This window comes from Limnofasciculus baicalensis BBK-W-15 (genome assembly GCF_024178385.1).
Classification (GTDB): domain Bacteria; phylum Cyanobacteriota; class Cyanobacteriia; order Cyanobacteriales; family Coleofasciculaceae; genus Limnofasciculus; species Limnofasciculus baicalensis.
Window position 1 is genome coordinate 1 of the sequence record NZ_JAMZMM010000115.1, and the last position, 16507, is coordinate 16507.

Sequence of the window (16507 nt, forward strand, 5' to 3'; positions counted from 1 at the left end):
GTTGGAACCTATTATTAAAGATTTTTTACCTAATTTATGTTTAGTTGATACTACCTGTGTTTCCGAAAAGGCTAATCCAAAACGCCATGTTCTCAGCGCGATTAATCGAGGTAGTTATTATATACGTTTATTTGATAAGTATGGACGTTTAATTGCATTTGCAGGTACTTATCCGGTAGGAATATCCCCAAGTTTGAATAAGGAATATCGACAAATTATATCTGATAGTGACGGTAACCTTTATCACCAAGTTTCTGTATCTCTCCATACCCTAGATCGCCAAGATTGGGGATATTTTCAAGTAGGAAGATCTTTTAAAGATTTTGAAGATTATCTCAAAACAGTCAGATTGGTACTGACATTGGGTATGCCAATTTCATTGATCTTAGTTGGTAGTGCTAGTTGGTGTTTGGCAGGGTTAGCCATGAAACCTATTTACCAATCTTACAAACAAATTCAACAGTTTACAGCCGATGCCGCCCACGAATTGCGCACTCCTTTAGCCGCCACACAAGCAACTATAGAATCAGCTTTATTAATACCTCATTTGGCGGAAAAAGATGCGCGGGATATCTTAGAAACTATCGAACGTCAAAACAGACGTTTAACTAAGTTAGTTGCTGATTTGTTACTTTTGACTCGCATTGATCGCCAAACGGTACAAATTCCCCATCAGAAGTGCTGTTTGAACGATATAGTTAGCGACTTAGTAGAGGAATTTACTCCATTAGGAATCGCTTCCCAATTAACTATCATATCTGACGTTCGTGTCCAAAATCAATTGGAAGTTTTTGGCGATTCAGATCAACTTTATCGCCTAGTTTCTAATTTAATTATTAATGCTATTCAATATACTCCAGCAGAGGGGAAAGTAACGGTTATTTTAGATAGTAGCGATCGCAATGCTATAATTCAGGTTCAAGATACAGGTATTGGTATCGATCTAACAGAACATTCCCGCATATTCGATCGCTTCTATCGCGTGAATAGCGATCGCTCTCGCCGCACCGGAGGCTCTGGATTGGGATTAGCAATTGCTAAAGCTATTGCCCAAACACATCAAGGTACCATTCACATTCAAAGTCAAGTAGGTGTTGGTAGTACTTTGACGATTAAAATGCTAAAAATTGTAACCCACAGTTAAAAATCCCCTAACATCCATTCTGACGCGCGATCGCCCAAATCAATTTGAATACTGACTGCTCTACCAGTACGAGGGCGATCGCGACTATGCTCAATATAATCTTGCACCTGAGTCACCGCACCCCACCCATGTAAATAATTAGCTACAGTATCGAGATGCTCCAGATACTCAGCTTCAGACAGTGGGAAAGACACCTGCTCCAAGTATTTCCACATCACCTGAACAAAAAGCTTACCCTGAATCCGTCGGATCTGAATATCGTAAGAGCGTCCCCACTTGTCCATCAGCAGTTGGCGCAAATCATTTCCTGTCATCGGCATTCTACTCCCTACTCCCTACTCCCCACTCCCTACTCCCCACCTCCCGATATGGCATCCGCTGTTCCACTCCCCACCTCCCTGTTTTAATTGACATTTCGTTACAAAAGCACCATTTCATTAATTTATGATAAGGGGTACGAAAAATGTAATAATACTCCTATCTCAAGCTGTAAATCCTTCTATTGCAAGGATTTGGGCAACCATGCTCCTGTTTGAATTCCCCTGCCTCCCAAGAGCATAGGTTAAGAAAACTCTGGGAATATTACCAGAGTTGTTAAAAAAAATATACCCTCAGGCGTTCAGTTATGGCTCAAGTTTCTGGCTCCGCAGATGTGCCCGATATGGGGCGTCGTCAATTTATGAACCTCTTGGCGTTTGGTACCGTGACAGGTACATTCGTAGGAGCGCTCTATCCAATTGTCAAGTATTTTATTCCACCAGCAAGTGGTGGCGTAGGCGGTGGTGTCATTGCCAAAGACGCATTGGGCAATGACATTGTAGTCAGCGCATTCGTAGCCAGTCACAATGCAGGCGATCGCACTCTAGCACAAGGCTTAAAAGGCGACCCCACTTACGTCATTGTCACTGAAGATAAAACCCTTACGGAATACGGTATCAACTCCGTCTGCACCCATTTAGGATGCGTGGTTCCTTGGAATGCTAGTGAAAACAAGTTCATGTGTCCCTGTCACGGTTCTCAGTATAACAATGAGGGCAAGGTAGTACACGGACCAGCACCTTTATCCTTGGCATTGGTTCACGCCACTGTCACAGAAGATGACAAGCTTGCCTTTAGCCAGTGGACAGAAACAGACTTCCGCACTGGCGAAGCACCCTGGTGGACTTAGGGTTGTTAGTTTTTTGTTGTTAGTTTTTTGTTGTTAGTTTTTTGTTGTTAGTTTTTTGTTGTTAGTTGTAAAACAGGCAGAGCGACTGTCAAAGTTATTGGTTGTTTAACAAATAACCAATAACAAACAACCAATAACAAACAACCAATAACCAATGACCAATAACAAACAACCAATAACAAACAACCAATAACCAATGACCAATGACCAACTTTCAAGTTTTTTCCTTATAACGATGAGAACACCCTTTTTATCGGTGATGTACAAAAGCAGCAAGCGACTGATTACCAAAACTATCTTGCTGGTTTTGGCAATCTTTGGATTCTTATGCGCCAGCGATTTAGCACTTCCCCAATCAGCAGCAGCTTATCCTTTTTGGGCGCAAGCAACTGCCCCAGAAACCCCCCGAGAAGCTACTGGTAGAATTGTTTGTGCTAACTGTCACTTGGCTTCTAAACCAACGGAAGTAGAAGTACCCCAATCAGTCTTGCCGGATACAGTATTTAAGGCAGTAGTGAAAATTCCCTACGACTTGAGTAGCCAGCAAGTTTTGGGTGATGGCTCTAAAGGCGGATTGAATGTGGGTGCAGTTTTAATGCTACCCGAAGGCTTCAAGATTGCTCCACCGGATCGTATTCCAGAGGAAATGCAAGAAGAAGTTAGCGGACTTTATACCCAAAACTACCGCCCAGATTGGGAAAATGTGGTAATTGTTGGTCCTCTACCTGGGGAACAATACCAAGAAATCGTTTTCCCTGTATTATCTCCCAATCCAAACACTCAGAAAGGAATCTATTTCGGTAAGTACCCAATTCATGTCGGTGCTAACCGTGGAAGAGGACAAGTTTACCCCACAGGTGATCCTACCAATAACAACGCTACTAATGCGTCTAAATCTGGTACAATTACCGAAATTAATGCGCTGGAATACGGTGGTTATGAAGTCACTATTCAGACAGCAGATGGTGAGACAGTTGTCAATACAATCCCTGCTGGACCAGAGTTAATTGTTTCTGCCGGACAAGAAATCGCTGCTGGCGCACCTTTGACCAATAATCCTAATGTGGGTGGATTCGGTCAGAAAGATGTGGAAATTGTCTTACAAGATCCTAATCGGATTAAGTGGTTGATGGTATTCATTGGCGCGATTATGCTATCTCAAGCCATGCTAGTCATTAAGAAGAAGCAAATTGAGAAAGTGCAAGCGGCTGAAATGAATTTCTAAGTTAGTCGAGGGGTATCTCGTCCTTCCTACGTTGCTATATAGCGGTTTTCAGTTGGATGAAGTACACCTCAGAAACCCGGTTTCTTCAAGAAACCGGGTTTCTTTGTCCTTTCTCTGGACTTCACCTGAAAATTGCTATAACTTGACCTGAGTTCGGAGTAGCCTGCACTTCGCGCATACTCCGTTGGCGTAGCCTGCGCTTCGCGCATACTCCGAACTCAGGTAACTTGGCAAAGATTTACCCGATCGCGGGCTTTGTGTATTTTTGTTAAGGTTATTTATAATAATTTTAGGTTTATAATATTTATATAGTATTTATAAAAATCCGAGTCAGCGGCAATACTAAATACCCAGGCACTTTCAGTTATCCAACTCTTTAGCAAAGGGAGTTGGACAGCTAAAGGTATCGATCCCGGGAAATAGTGCCACTTGCCCAAGTTGATGGGAATGGTAAATCTAACAACCCCAGAAGTAAAAAAGGAGATTGAAATGAGTAAGGATAATAAAACACCAGTGTCTGTAATCGCAGTTGAGGAAAAAGCACCAGAAATATCTGGACAGGGGATTGCTCTAATTGAGCCATCAATTCCTCTCCCTGGAAATCGCCCAATTGCCGTGAGTACACTTAATATTAGCGATCGAGTATCTATGGCTGGAATCCGTCCCGTTGACTCCAGTCATTTTGAGATGATTGGTACCATCTCAGCCATGGGAGAACGGCCGATTGGTGCTAGCAATATGAAAGTATGGGAGATGATGGCGGTATCCGGAAATCGTCCGATTTCTACTAGTACAATCAAGATTTCCGAAGTAACAATGATTATGGGGAATCGCCCAATTGCTTCAAATTTTATTGATGATGAAGCATATTTAATGGGTTTTCTTGATTAAGAGCTGAGAGTAGAGCAGGCGGGACACCTGCGGCTGACAGGCGGGACGCCTGTCCTACATTCTATTATGAGCCGCAACTTGGTGTCAGATTCAACTATGACAACGGGCGATATACCCGATAGTTAATTTGAGGGAAGATATTATCAATTTCCTCAACTTTTTCTAGCCAACCACTGTCAACTTTACCGATTTTGATATCATCGTAAAGCTTATTAAAGCGCATCAGGTGCGATCGCGTTCGTCGGATTGCATAGGGAACCATTGTTCCTGTCCGCATAATAAACGCCCAATCAGAGGATTGTGCTAAGAGTAATTCTCGTGCGGCTTGATTTAAAGCTTTCCACTCCAACTCATCGGCGGGTTCCCGTTTGCCCAACTCAATCATCCTTTCTGCGGCTTTGTGGAGGTGAGGATAAATCCAAGTATTAGTTTCGTTAAGCCAATATTCATGGAATCCCTTATAACCCCAACTAGATTGGGAAGGACGACAAACTTGCTGAGTCTGATTATTGCGTAAATAATCAGCCAAATGAGTCATCTCATAAGTACTCTGATCGTGCCAGGACTTACGGAAGAGGTAATCTATAAACCAGGGACCTTCATACCACCAGTGACCGAATAATTCCGCATCATAAGGCGAAACAATAATCGGGGGACGCTGCATGATAGCAGCTAAATTACTAGCCTGCTGTTCCCGGTTAAACATGAAGTTCCCCGCATGTTCAGCCGCCTTTTCCCGTGCCCAATAGGGATCGTATAAAGCTTTATCCGATAATCCTAAACCACGACCTGTAATTTTGTGATATTTAATCCCAGTATTTTTGCGCTGCCCGTTGGGCATGATATAGGGTTTTATGTATTCGTATTCAGCTTCCCACCCTAAATCCTTGTAAAATTCCCGATATTCGGCTGCGCCGGGATAACCGACTTCTGAAGACCAAACTTGCTGAGAGGATTCTTGATCTCGACCAAATGCGGCTACTCCTGTTTCAGTATAAATGGGAGCATAAGTACCAAAACGGGGACGGGGACGAGCATATAAAATCCCGTGTCCATCAGTAAGGAAATAGCGCAACCCCGCATCCGCTAACATTCTTTCTACGCCTTCATAGTAGGCGCATTCCGGCAACCAAATACCTTTTGGGGGTTGTCCGAAGTTTTGTTCGTAATGTTCGCAAGCAACCTGAATTTGCGCCCAAACCGCCTCCGGATACATCTTCATCAGGGGGAAGTACCCGTGAGTAGCACCGCAGGTGATGATTTCCAGGTTATTGCTATCCAGGAATTGCTTAAACGCCGTTATCAGATCTGCATTATAGCGTTCCCAGGTTTTGCGAATCTCGCCGAACTCTTTAATGTAATGTTCGGCGAGGTAGCGGAGATGACCGTTATTTTGGTTATGTTCGGCTTCTTTCTGTACTAGTTCTTCAAGTAACGCCAGATGTTTGTCGTAACGTTCTTGCAATAGGGGATCTCGGAGCATCGACACCAAAGGGGGTGTCATGCTCATGGTTATTTTGAAGTCAATCCCATCCCGCTTTAACCCTTCAAAGACATGAAGGAGGGGGATATATGTTTCGGTGATGGCTTCAAAGAGCCATTCCTCTTCCAGAACATAGTCACTTTCCGGATGTCGGACGAAAGGTAGATGGGCGTGAAGGACGAGGGCAACGTAGCCAGTAGCCATGGTGAATTTGTAGTCGTGAGTGGATTAGTAACTATAATTGAGGCTAGCTAGGGAAATTTTACAGTATTTTAAGATTTTAGACTGGAAAGGGTAGAAGCGGGTTATTAAGAGTTAGATTGTCCTGAGAATCTAAATTATTAAAACAGCCCCTCGCACCATAATATGTCAAGCCTAACGTTCCCTCAAGCCTTTTATGTCCAGTGCTAACACCAAATTTCATGCACGCCGCTATTGAAAAGTTAACGGATTCGGAAGCCTCCCTACAGCTACTCCTGTTTATCGATGAGCGCCCGAGTTCCCGCAAGCATATCCATCGCATCCGCAGTTATCTAGAAACCTTGAGGGCAGACTACCCCTTTGAACTCATGGTTGTCAGTGTTGGGGAACATCCTTATCTTGCTGAACATTTCCGGCTGGTTGCTACCCCAGCACTGATTAAGATTCATCCCCTACCCCGACAAACCCTTGCCGGGAGTAGTTTGATTGCCCAGCTCAAAAGTTGTTGGATTCGTTGGCAACGGGCAGCAGAGGAATACCAAGCACAGCAGCCTAAAGAGATAGAGGTATCGGAACGCTCATCGACTGCTAGTTCGGACTTAATATTACCAGCAACCAGGGGTTCCCTTGCATCTTCGATTGAATTAATTCAACTTACTGACGAGATTTTTCGCCTCAAACAAGAAAAAGCGGAACTACTCGAGCAACTGCAATTTAAAGATCAAGTTATGTCTATGTTGGCTCATGACTTGCGCAGTCCCTTAACTGCTGCTTCAATTGCCGTGGATACGCTGGAATTGGAGCAAAAGCACAAAAATAGTCACGTTTCTGAGTTGACACCAGCCCTGAAAGCGCGGTTATTTGAACAAGCACGGAATCAGTTCCGCGCTATGGATAAGCTAATTTACGATATCCTGCAATCGACTAAGGGGAGTACTGTTGATTTTAAGCTCCACCCCCGCAAACTTGCCTTGGCACCGCTTTTTCAGGATATTTTAGTTCAGATTAGGGAGCAGTTTCAGGTCAAATCTCAGGAATTGGAAACAGATATTCCCCAAAACTTACCTTTTGTTTATGCCGATAGTGAGTTGGTGCGGCAGGTGATTCTTAATCTGCTAGATAATGCGATGAAATATACGCCTGAAGGAGGAAAAATTCAGGTTTCTATTCTCCACCGCACCGCTCAGAAAATTCAGGTGAGTATCTGCGATAATGGTCCGGGTATTCCAGAAGAAAACCGCGATCGCATTTTTGAAGATCGTTTTCGTCTAGAGCGAGATGAAGCGAAAGAGGGATATGGTGTGGGTTTATCTTTATGCCAAAAAATTATTCGCGCTCATTATGGTCGTATTTGGGTTGATTCGGCAACTAAGGGGGGTGGCTGTTTTCATTTTACTCTGCCAATTTATCGGTAATATCGAATCCGTTTACATATGCTATCTGTAGGGTGCGTTATGTAACGCACCCTACTATATATGGAGTTTAGTGACAGATTTTGCGTAAGTCGTGCTAGCCTAAAATCGATCGAAAACCATGACACATCCTCCAGCAATTACCAAGGCTAAGGCTGCGGGAATTAGAGGAACCCAACCTCCTTGTAAGAAAAGAATCCAGCAGCTTCCATATAAAACAATAGTAACAATGCCTCCTCTAATTAAAAGACCTAGTAGTGAACGATAGCGACTGAATACTATTCCTCCTACTAAACACCAACCACAAATCCAGATAGTTTCACCAGACTTTGGCCACCACCAAAGTAAGGGGCGATTATCTAAAACAGCACTGAGAATTTGACTAATCATGTGCGCCTGAATTTCTACCCCAGTCGTTGTCTGAATTGACTCCCTAACTCTACTATCAGGTATTCGCCAATTATTGTCGTTAAAACTGGGTGCAGTTGTGCCAATTAGGACAATACGATTATTCACCAAATTGGGATTAAATTTACCATTCAGAAAATCTGTCATGCTAATGGTATGAGAAACCTGACGATTGGCACGATAATTGAGTAATATTTGGTGACCGCTTGAGTCGATATTATGATAGCTAGCTGTATTTTTTCCTAAAGTTTTAAATATAATTGAACCTAGCTGAAGGTAACCGTCTGAAGTGAGCTTAGGTTCAATTTTTTTTTGTGCTAAATAATAGGTAAGTATCTGCCAACTAAAAGAGTATTGGTTTTGACAAGGAGAGGCTGAACCTACAGCTAAAATATGACGACGGATAACTTCATCTGGATCGAGGATAACATTATTAAAACCCTGGCGTTCGCCTGGAACTTCCGGGGGTGGAATAACGCCAGGATCTCCGTAATTACAGATAGAAAAAAAGCGCTCATTCTTTGCCATGCGAGTGGCTAAATCTCGATAAGCTGGATTGACTGGACGATCTCGATAAATATCTAAACCTACTGCTATTGGTTGATAGGATTCTAATTTAGCTAATAGTTGATCCAGGGAACGATCTGATAAGGAAGCACCTACTCTTTCTTGAGGAGGTTGAGCTTGGACATCTTTTTCTGTAATAGTAATAATTAAAAATCTTTCATCTAATTCTTCATTTGGTCGTAATTGCATTAATTGATCGAATGTTTTAAGTTCCCAAACCTGCAAAAAGCCAAGGGAGCGCATCCCTATAACTAAGCTGCTTGCGATCGCACTGGCTGCTAATACTGATAAGCAACTGCGCCACTTACGGATAAACGATCTTACTGGCAATTCCCGCTCTTGGGGTGGAGGAATTTCATAAACTGGTACGGGTTCTGGAATATTTTTTAAAGAGCGCAATCCGCCGTATCTAGCATCAATTTTAATGGTATTTTTCACGACATCATAGACAGTTTGAGACAGACAAATCCCCCCTGCTATTGCTTGTGTTTGGAGTCGCGCTGCCATATTTACGCCATTGCCCATGACATCATTGCCATTGAAAAATACTTCTCCGAGATGAATGCCAATCCGATGGCGCAAAATGTCACTTTCTGGTAGATTTGTGGCGGCAGTAGCGATAGCTTTTTGCATTGCTATGGAGGAGGATACGGCTTTCTCCACACTAGCAAAGTACATCAACAACCCATCACCTAATGATTTAAGAATTTGTCCTTCAAATTCCTGGCAGATTTGGTTCATCAGTTGAAAGTCTCGGTGGACTAATTCCAGAGTATGCTGTTCATCTGTTACCATCTTTTTGGTAAAAGATTCTACGTCTGTAAAGACGATAGCGGCTAAAACTCTATCTTCTCGAAAATGTGGAAGTGGTGTTGTATTTTTAGTGGATATATCCCGAACATTATTGTCTATATAATCTATATTATTGTCAATAGTTACATGAGGGTTGTAATTAGTTATAGAAATGGAGTTTAAACTAGTCAGATTGCTCTCGATCCAATCCAAATTAAAAACTAATTCATATATGGGGTTAGAAACAACTAAATAGCCCTCTTGTTTCTTGACTAACCCCGATAACCGTAATTCTATATGTTCGGGAGAGTTGGTCGCAATAATCCTTCCCCCTTCGCAAATTTCCTTATATAATAAGAGTAATTGTTTGGTAGAGCGGGAATTCCGTAAAATGCGATCGCGAATAGTTCTAATATGTTCCGGCTCATCGTGACTTTCCCAATTTTCAATAATCTGATTTTGGACAAGCTCTTCTACCCATCTAGCCTCTTCAGCATCGTAAATAATCGAGATATTATTCCTTTCCTGACTAGAATAATTAGCAATAATTCTACATAATTTCTGCGTCAGGAATGGTTGTCCTCCTGTCCAATTCAGCACTTCTATTAATACTGATTGAGGATTACTAACTATTCCCGTAAATCCCTCAGCTAAAGCCGCACTTTCCTGGATTTGAAAACCCCTCAATTCAATTGCTTTACCAATATTAAAAGGCGTAGAATTTTTATCTTGAATCAAGTCTGATGGTGTTGCTACTCCCAACAAAGCGAAAGTCAATCGTCTGTAGTCAAGTTTAGTACCTCGTTTATCATAGCAGTTACGAATTAGGGCAAAAAAATCATCTGTGGGAAAACTTAAACCGAGAACACTATCAATTTCATCAATAAAAATAACTAAGTTTTGCGGTATTTGTTCCAGTAATACTGTTTCAATAAACTCACCCAACCGCTGCACAGGGGAAAGATCTTCTCTCTCTCGCAACCAACTGCGCCGATTTACCTGCAAATCAAAACCACTAATTAACTCTTGAATAATCCCGCCATACCATTGTTGTGCGGTAATTTGTTGGCTACCAATGCCATTTAGTTCAATTTCGGCACAGGTGATACCTTGTTTTTGCAGATTGCACATCGTCTGTATCCGGAGAGAAGATTTACCCATTTGTCGGGAATTAAGTACATAGCAATACTCTCCGTTTAATAAGGCGTTAAAAAGATCTGAGTCTGCTTGTCGCACCACGTAGGTAGGAGAATCAGATGGTAAACTTCCACCAATTTGATAGCGATAATTTGAGTTAGGTTTAGTATTCATTAGATCTAGTCTATTTATTTAAGAATACAGTTTTTTTAACGCAAAGGAACGCAAAGGTAAGCGCATAGACGCGCAGCGGCTTCTCGTAGAGTCGGTTCGCAAAGAAGAGAATCGCTAGATCTTATACTCCCCACTCCCCACTCCAGATATTTTTCTATGGGAAAAGGAATAAGTGTTCGCGAAAATACTGACGATATAAATTACATCTTGGTTGTACTTGATTCCCGGAAAGTTTGATTAATCCCATACTTTGCAATTGATAAGCCTCCATCGGTTCTAGTTGCACCGCTTCTATGGAATTTACCACATTTTTGAAAGCTGTAGCTAGTTGTGGATGCGATCGCAAATGTAACCAATTCTCTCGCAAATGGCTAGCATAAATACCAGCTTCTGTGGGCGCATCTGCTAAGAATTCCTCTAGTTTAGTATCTGGATGACTTTTCAGGTGAGAGAAAGCTAGATCTAATAGGTAGGGGTGTCCCCCCACCAGGTTCATTAGTGGTTCAAGGAAATTCATGTCTGATTCTAGTTTATGCTGTTTGGCAAATTCTTTCACCTGAAGAGAGGTAAATTCTGATAATTCAATCGGTAAACCTACGTTAAAGGGAGATTGATTAATATTTAGTCTGATATAAACATCGGTTGAATGAACGATAACTAAACGCAATTTTTTCCAACGTTGGCGACTCCTTGCTTTTTCATACCAGGAACGTAACAATCCAAAAAAGTCTTCGTAAATTTCTGGATGGGGAAATAGTAAATCCACATCATCTAAACACAGAGCTAAGGGACTATCTTCTGATGGGAGGAGATAGTCTTCAAAATAGGTGGTGCAGCTTACTTTAGAACCCATATCTTCTTCATCCCAGTATTCTTCTAAGTGATTAGGTAAGCCGAGTTCTTTACTAATATTGATAGATAACCAACGTAAGAATTTATCAAGATCTGTCAAATGGGTTTTGCTATCTGCTAGCTTAAAGCTTAAATTAGCAGTACGATAGCCTTGTTCAGCTAAGAGAGTTAATACTTTCGTGATGAGAAAGGTTTTACCCATCAGGCTGCTAGCTTTAATTCGGACGAGAGAACCGGGTTCTAAAAGAGTTTTATAGCAGGTTGTTTCGAGAGGAGATCGTTCTACATAGCGATCGAAAATTAATGATTCGGTTTGTTGGTGAGAGGTAAAAATTGAATAGTCAGATTCTCCTGTTATTTCTTCTGAAGAAAGACTTGTCTCGAAAGAAGGTTCAGTAACGGTTTTCGTTCGCCAATATTGTTCGATAACATGTTTGAAATTACTTTTTTTCATTTTTTCCCCGAAGACTTCGCTAAGTGTTTTCCATAGCTTGGGTGCTACATCTTGACTAATATAACTTGTCGCATATTGATGTTTGGTGGCAATTTCATCGTATTCTTGCCTCTGCCAAGCTCCTTTCAGTACAATTACCTCAACATCAGTCAAGCTTCGGTTGACTTTCAAGGATAGGGCTTGATTAACAATTCTTACTGCCTCATCTAGGTTAAACTCCATAAAATATCCTGTTCAAGGTTAAGGGATAAATTATTTCACAATAGAAATTAAATAAAGTTACTCCTTCCTTTTAAGATGTCGGTATGGGGAGGAGTTGTGTAAGGGACAATAGATTAAGTAAGTAGAGGTAAATGATTAAAAGTATGTAGTAGGCACTGCCATCGCCTACTACGAGCTAATTCTTATACTTTACTTTACGGATCTTGATTTGCGATCGGATACCCACCGATCGACAATTATTTGCTATAATAGCCCCAGCTACCACTATCTTAATCTGAATTTTTCTAAATTATCCTAAATTTTCCTAAATTATCTGAATTGACCTGAGTTCTGACCGTCCTTACTTTTCCTCAAATATGGCATTAAGCCTTAAAATATGCTAGTAATTCAGATGAATAGGGAGTGGGGAGTGGGGAGTGGGGAGTAGTCAACAAACAACCAACAACAAACAACCAACAACTAACAACCAATAACAAAATCATGACTCCAACCAAACCAATAATTAACGCTATTTTAATCATTGCTAGTCTCATCAGCTTACCGCTGCCTTCATTAGCAGAGTTGGATAAGCCAAATAATGCCAATTCCGATCCAATAGGAATTCGCTTTGTGCTAGCAAATCCACCATTACCAGACAACGGTACTCCTCAGACAAATCGTGGCACAGGTACTCGTGGAGACTGTATCTATAAAGCCGAAAGTCCACCTCTCACTCATTTAGCAGGTGAGAAAAACTTTGAGTTAACTGTCAGCGAACATCCAACTTTCTGGGTTTATGTACCCTATACCTCAGCGGAAGTGCCTTCAGGAGAATTTTCTTTGCAGGATGGGGACGAAGATGTTTACCGCACTCGCTTCCAACTGCCAGCTAAAGCAGGAGTTGTTGGTATCAGTCTACCCTCAACTAATAAATCTTTGGAGGTAGGAAAAACCTATCGCTGGTACTTTGAAATTAATTGTCCTTCCTCAGACTCAACCAATCAGAAAACTCCAGACTCTGTGACTGGAATTGTCAAAAGAGTGTCACCCTCTATTCAGCTTGCAGAGGAGTTGAAAACTGCAAAAACTCCCCTAGAAAGGATTGCCGCTTATACTAAACATAGTATTTGGTATGAGACGCTGACTGAATTAGCTCAACTGCGCTTAAAAGAACCAGAAAATCCTACCATTAATAAGCTGTGGGTTGATTTATTAACCGATGAAAATATCGGTTTAAATAGTATTGCTCCACAGCCTATTGCTGGCAGCGTTACAACCAATTCCCCACCAAAATAAATGGTGCCCAATAATAAGGACGATTGTAATCAGTATTCGGATACTCTGACATAAAAGCGATTTGGGTGTTTCGGATTGCTTCGGCTTTACTAATTTCAGGATTACTAAGTTGTTGGTAAAACCGAAGCATAAATGCTGCTGTGGAGGCATCATTGACTTGCCACAAGGTTGCTAGAGTACTATGGGCACCCGCACGGATGGCAATTCCTGCTAATCCTAAAGCGGCTCTTTTATCCCCAGCCGCTGTCTCACAGGCACTCAGGACTAACAATTCAATCGCAGTTGCTTTGGTGGGATTGTTAATTCTTAGTAAACTATCTAAATCTTTAACTGTAATCCGTTTATTCCAATCCAAAATAAAGGTTTCTTGTGGATTGGAACTAAACTTACCATGAGTGGCGATATGGACGATATTAAAGGGAGCAGAATTAATCTGAGTTTGAATATTTTCTTCAAGAAAGTTCTGATTCTGAAGTGTCTCAGAGTTAATTAGTTCTCCTCCTATTTCCTTCAATTCATCTTCTACGTTATCTAAAGATGTAAACTTTTCTTTCTGAAAACTAGGAGCATTAGTTGCGCCCGCGATTAAGACTTTAATATTTTCAGCTACCAGAGGTTTGGGTTCGAGTAATTGTAAACCAGGAGTCATTGCTATAGCATACTTTTCTACCAAGTATTTTTCCCCATCATAGAGGGTAGCAGGTGGAATATTCCGCAATGAACCATCTAGGACAAATACTAAGGTTTTTACTCGATTACCCTCTGAATTACTCACATTTTTTAGCTCATTTTCAAAGGGTTTAATCAACCAATCATAGATTTTTTTTGAAGCCTTTTTCACCTGACTGATGCTGGAGCTGCGTTTGGTTAAAGCAATTCGCAATTCTTGTACTGCTTCGTCTACTTGAGCTTCTGATACACCGTTATTTCCATAGTGGTGTAGGTTATCTTCTCCAGGTAATTTGAGGATTACTTCCAAGCGATTTTCTAGGATAATCGGATAAAAAATTCCCGCTTGTTTATCCACATTATCAATATTCACTGCCTCTGGTGTGGCACAAGCATCCCGAAAGAAGTTATCAAGCTCGGCTAATTGCAATGCTTCCATAACATTCCTCGCTTGAATCAGATTTTCTTTAGGAGGAGTTGGGGAACGTAAAAGCAAATCAACTAATTGTCGATAAATTGGTTCCACACTTTCTCGGAAGGAAAACTGAATTTCGGGATTCAGAGAAACGATATCGCTCCGTAAACTCTTGAGGGTATTAAATGCGGCGGTATAATATGCGATTGCATCTGGATTTGCTTCTTTATTTTGGCTTATCGTCTCAGCTTCATCTTGCAGCAAACGCCCCAACTGCCACTGCCATTGATAAGCGATATCTGATGCGTTGATTTGTTGGGCAACTAACAAGGCTTTTTCGGTAACATTTTTGCCATTTTTCCAGTCTTCAGTATTTTCATAAAACTTACCCAATGTGCCTAGACTGTAAGATTTTGCTCTTTCATCTTTTAAGCTTTCAGCTTGTTTAATTGCCGTTTCTAGAATTTGAGGAATATTGTTTGTTGTTGGTTGTTTGTTATTGGTTATTTGTTGTTTGTTATTGGTTATTTGTTGTTTGCCAATTACTAATGACGAATTACCTTTTGCCAAGGGAGTATCTCCATCTGGCAAATTTCCCACAGACTGGAAGTCTGGGGCTACACAAACAAAGCCTGCCTCCGCAGGCTGAATTGAGTCCGCGAAGGCGGACTTCGTTTGTGTAGCCGCGATTTCCAATCGCCAGGTATTTTCGCAAAAATCGGCTCCACTCCTGACTAATGATGAATCACCACTCATTAATGACATTTTCATCAAGCTTTCTGCTAAGTTTACATGAGCATAGACAGATGCTCGACTCACTGGTAATGTGGCAACTTCTGCGATTATTTGAGGTACTATTGTTTTGGCATTGGACAATTGTTCTATCTCAATTAATAGACTTAACTGATTAAGTTGAGCCTGTATTTTTGTTAGTGGAGAAGTTGCAATTTTAGCTGATTCTTGATACTGCTTTATTGCATCTTGATTATATTTTTTTGCGGCGGTTTTATCCTTGAAAACCTCGGAACGTCTGGCTAGAGTTCGCTCTGTGTTAGCTAAACTAAGTAATACTTGACTTTCCTGTTGAGGCGATTTTAATTCTTGTGTAACTGCTAAACTTTGGGTTAAAATTTTGTGGGATTTGTCTAAATCTCCTTTCTGTCGGAGAACATTACCGAGATTCTGTAAACCTTTTGCTTTTAGGGGAGAGTCATTCAGATGCAAAAGTTCTTCTTCTACCTGTGCTAAAAGTTGTTCAGTACGTCGATATAATCCCAATGCTTGCATTGCTTCAGCTTGATTGATATGACTACCTAGTATGCCAACTTTATCTTCTACTTTTTTATAAAAGGTTTCAGCAGCTTGCCAAGTTTTTAAAGCAGCTTCTGCATTTCCTGTCGCTAATTGTAAATTTCCTTGAGCATTCAATACTTGGGCATGGACGATATCGCTACCATTTGGTACTGTTTCTATTAAGGATAGACTGGCGTTAATTGCCTCTTCTGCTTTGTCCCATTGTCCCAATTTCTGATAGGATAAAGACAATAGACTCAGAACTTGTGCTTGTTTGAGGACATCTCCAGATGCTTCGTAATTCTGTTGGGCTTGTTGTAGGATTTGTACGGCTTCTGAAAATTGTCCAGCATCATAGTGATTTTTGCCTGATTGTACTAAGGCGATGGGTGAGTTTTCAGGTGGAATAGGTAGTGCTGCTCTAACTTGTGGTAGTGTGTGGATGCTGAGACTTAAAATTAGTCCTAAGATAACTAAGATAATTCTTCGCCTCAAGGGGTAATGTGAGAATCGCGATGGCAATATGTGTTTCATCATTTATACCAATTTGACCTAAAAATACGACCTATTTAGAAATTATCGCGCCTGACAATTAACTGAACTTAACCAACTCCCATGGGGTGTCACCGCCGTCGGTGCAGCAGTAAAAATCACATTCCCATTAGCATCTTTATACCAGCCTTGAGCTTCGACAATCACCTTTGGTTTATTATCTCTTGTTGTTT

General features: G+C 41.2%; 11 protein-coding genes and 1 pseudogene. 6 read left to right on the plus strand and 6 right to left on the minus strand.

The features are described from left to right. Positions 1-1144 (plus strand): two-component system sensor histidine kinase RppB (gene rppB, locus NJ959_RS13150; RefSeq protein ID WP_254012208.1); only part of this gene is annotated, 1144 nt, incomplete at its 5' end. On the opposite strand, the gene NJ959_RS13155 is transcribed toward rppB, so the two are convergent. After that, positions 1141-1458, minus strand: a complete 318-nt coding sequence (locus NJ959_RS13155) for a DUF3067 family protein (protein ID WP_254012209.1) — start codon at positions 1456-1458, stop codon at positions 1141-1143. The two genes, rppB and NJ959_RS13155, sit on opposite strands and share 4 nt — an antisense overlap. A gap of 311 nt (positions 1459-1769) precedes the next feature. On the opposite strand from NJ959_RS13155, the gene petC reads away from it, so the two are divergent. From petC to NJ959_RS13170, 3 genes are all read left to right on the plus strand, one after another. Continuing rightward, on the plus strand, positions 1770-2312 hold the full coding sequence (gene petC / locus NJ959_RS13160) for a cytochrome b6-f complex iron-sulfur subunit (protein WP_254012210.1): 543 nt from the start codon (positions 1770-1772) through the stop codon (positions 2310-2312). 235 nt (positions 2313-2547) lie between these two features. After that, positions 2548-3537, plus strand: a complete 990-nt coding sequence (gene petA, locus NJ959_RS13165) for a cytochrome f (RefSeq protein ID WP_254012211.1) — start codon at positions 2548-2550, stop codon at positions 3535-3537. Between the two features lie 447 nt (positions 3538-3984). Beyond that, positions 3985-4428, plus strand: coding sequence for a hypothetical protein (locus NJ959_RS13170; protein ID WP_254012212.1), 444 nt, complete (start codon positions 3985-3987; stop codon positions 4426-4428). 94 nt (positions 4429-4522) lie between these two features. Here NJ959_RS13170 and NJ959_RS13175 read toward each other — a convergent pair whose 3' ends face one another. Continuing rightward, complete coding sequence (locus NJ959_RS13175; RefSeq protein WP_254012213.1) at positions 4523-6115, minus strand: glycoside hydrolase family 57 protein; 1593 nt, start codon at positions 6113-6115, stop codon at positions 4523-4525. Between the two features lie 218 nt (positions 6116-6333). Here NJ959_RS13175 and NJ959_RS13180 point away from each other — a divergent pair, with 218 nt between their 5' ends. Further along, positions 6334-7527, plus strand: a complete 1194-nt coding sequence (locus NJ959_RS13180) for a histidine kinase (RefSeq protein ID WP_254012214.1) — start codon at positions 6334-6336, stop codon at positions 7525-7527. Positions 7528-7626: 99 nt separating this feature from the next. On the opposite strand, the gene NJ959_RS30700 is transcribed toward NJ959_RS13180, so the two are convergent. The 3 genes and pseudogenes from NJ959_RS30700 to NJ959_RS13190 all read right to left on the minus strand — a co-directional run bounded on the left by NJ959_RS30700 (position 7627) and on the right by NJ959_RS13190 (position 12130). Then, positions 7627-9495, minus strand: a complete 1869-nt coding sequence (locus NJ959_RS30700; protein ID WP_373693657.1) for a CHASE2 domain-containing protein — start codon at positions 9493-9495, stop codon at positions 7627-7629. Further along, positions 9469-10602: pseudogene (locus NJ959_RS30705) on the minus strand (AAA-like domain-containing protein); the annotation flags it as partial. The pseudogene NJ959_RS30705 and the gene NJ959_RS30700, both read right to left, overlap by 27 nt. Before the next feature lie 154 nt (positions 10603-10756). Further along, positions 10757-12130 carry an AAA-like domain-containing protein gene (locus NJ959_RS13190; RefSeq protein WP_254012216.1) on the minus strand — a complete coding sequence of 458 codons (1374 nt, stop codon included), beginning with the start codon at positions 12128-12130 and terminating at the stop codon, positions 10757-10759. Between the two features lie 480 nt (positions 12131-12610). Between NJ959_RS13190 and NJ959_RS13195 the strand changes: the two genes are divergently transcribed. Further along, the gene (locus tag NJ959_RS13195; protein WP_254012217.1) at positions 12611-13405 is read left to right on the plus strand and encodes a DUF928 domain-containing protein; all 795 of its coding nucleotides are present in this window, start codon (positions 12611-12613) and stop codon (positions 13403-13405) included. Here NJ959_RS13195 and NJ959_RS13200 read toward each other — a convergent pair. Beyond that, positions 13380-16319, minus strand: coding sequence for a CHAT domain-containing protein (locus NJ959_RS13200; protein ID WP_254012218.1), 2940 nt, complete (start codon positions 16317-16319; stop codon positions 13380-13382). The genes NJ959_RS13195 and NJ959_RS13200 overlap by 26 nt on opposite strands. Between the last annotated feature and the right edge of the window lie 188 nt (positions 16320-16507).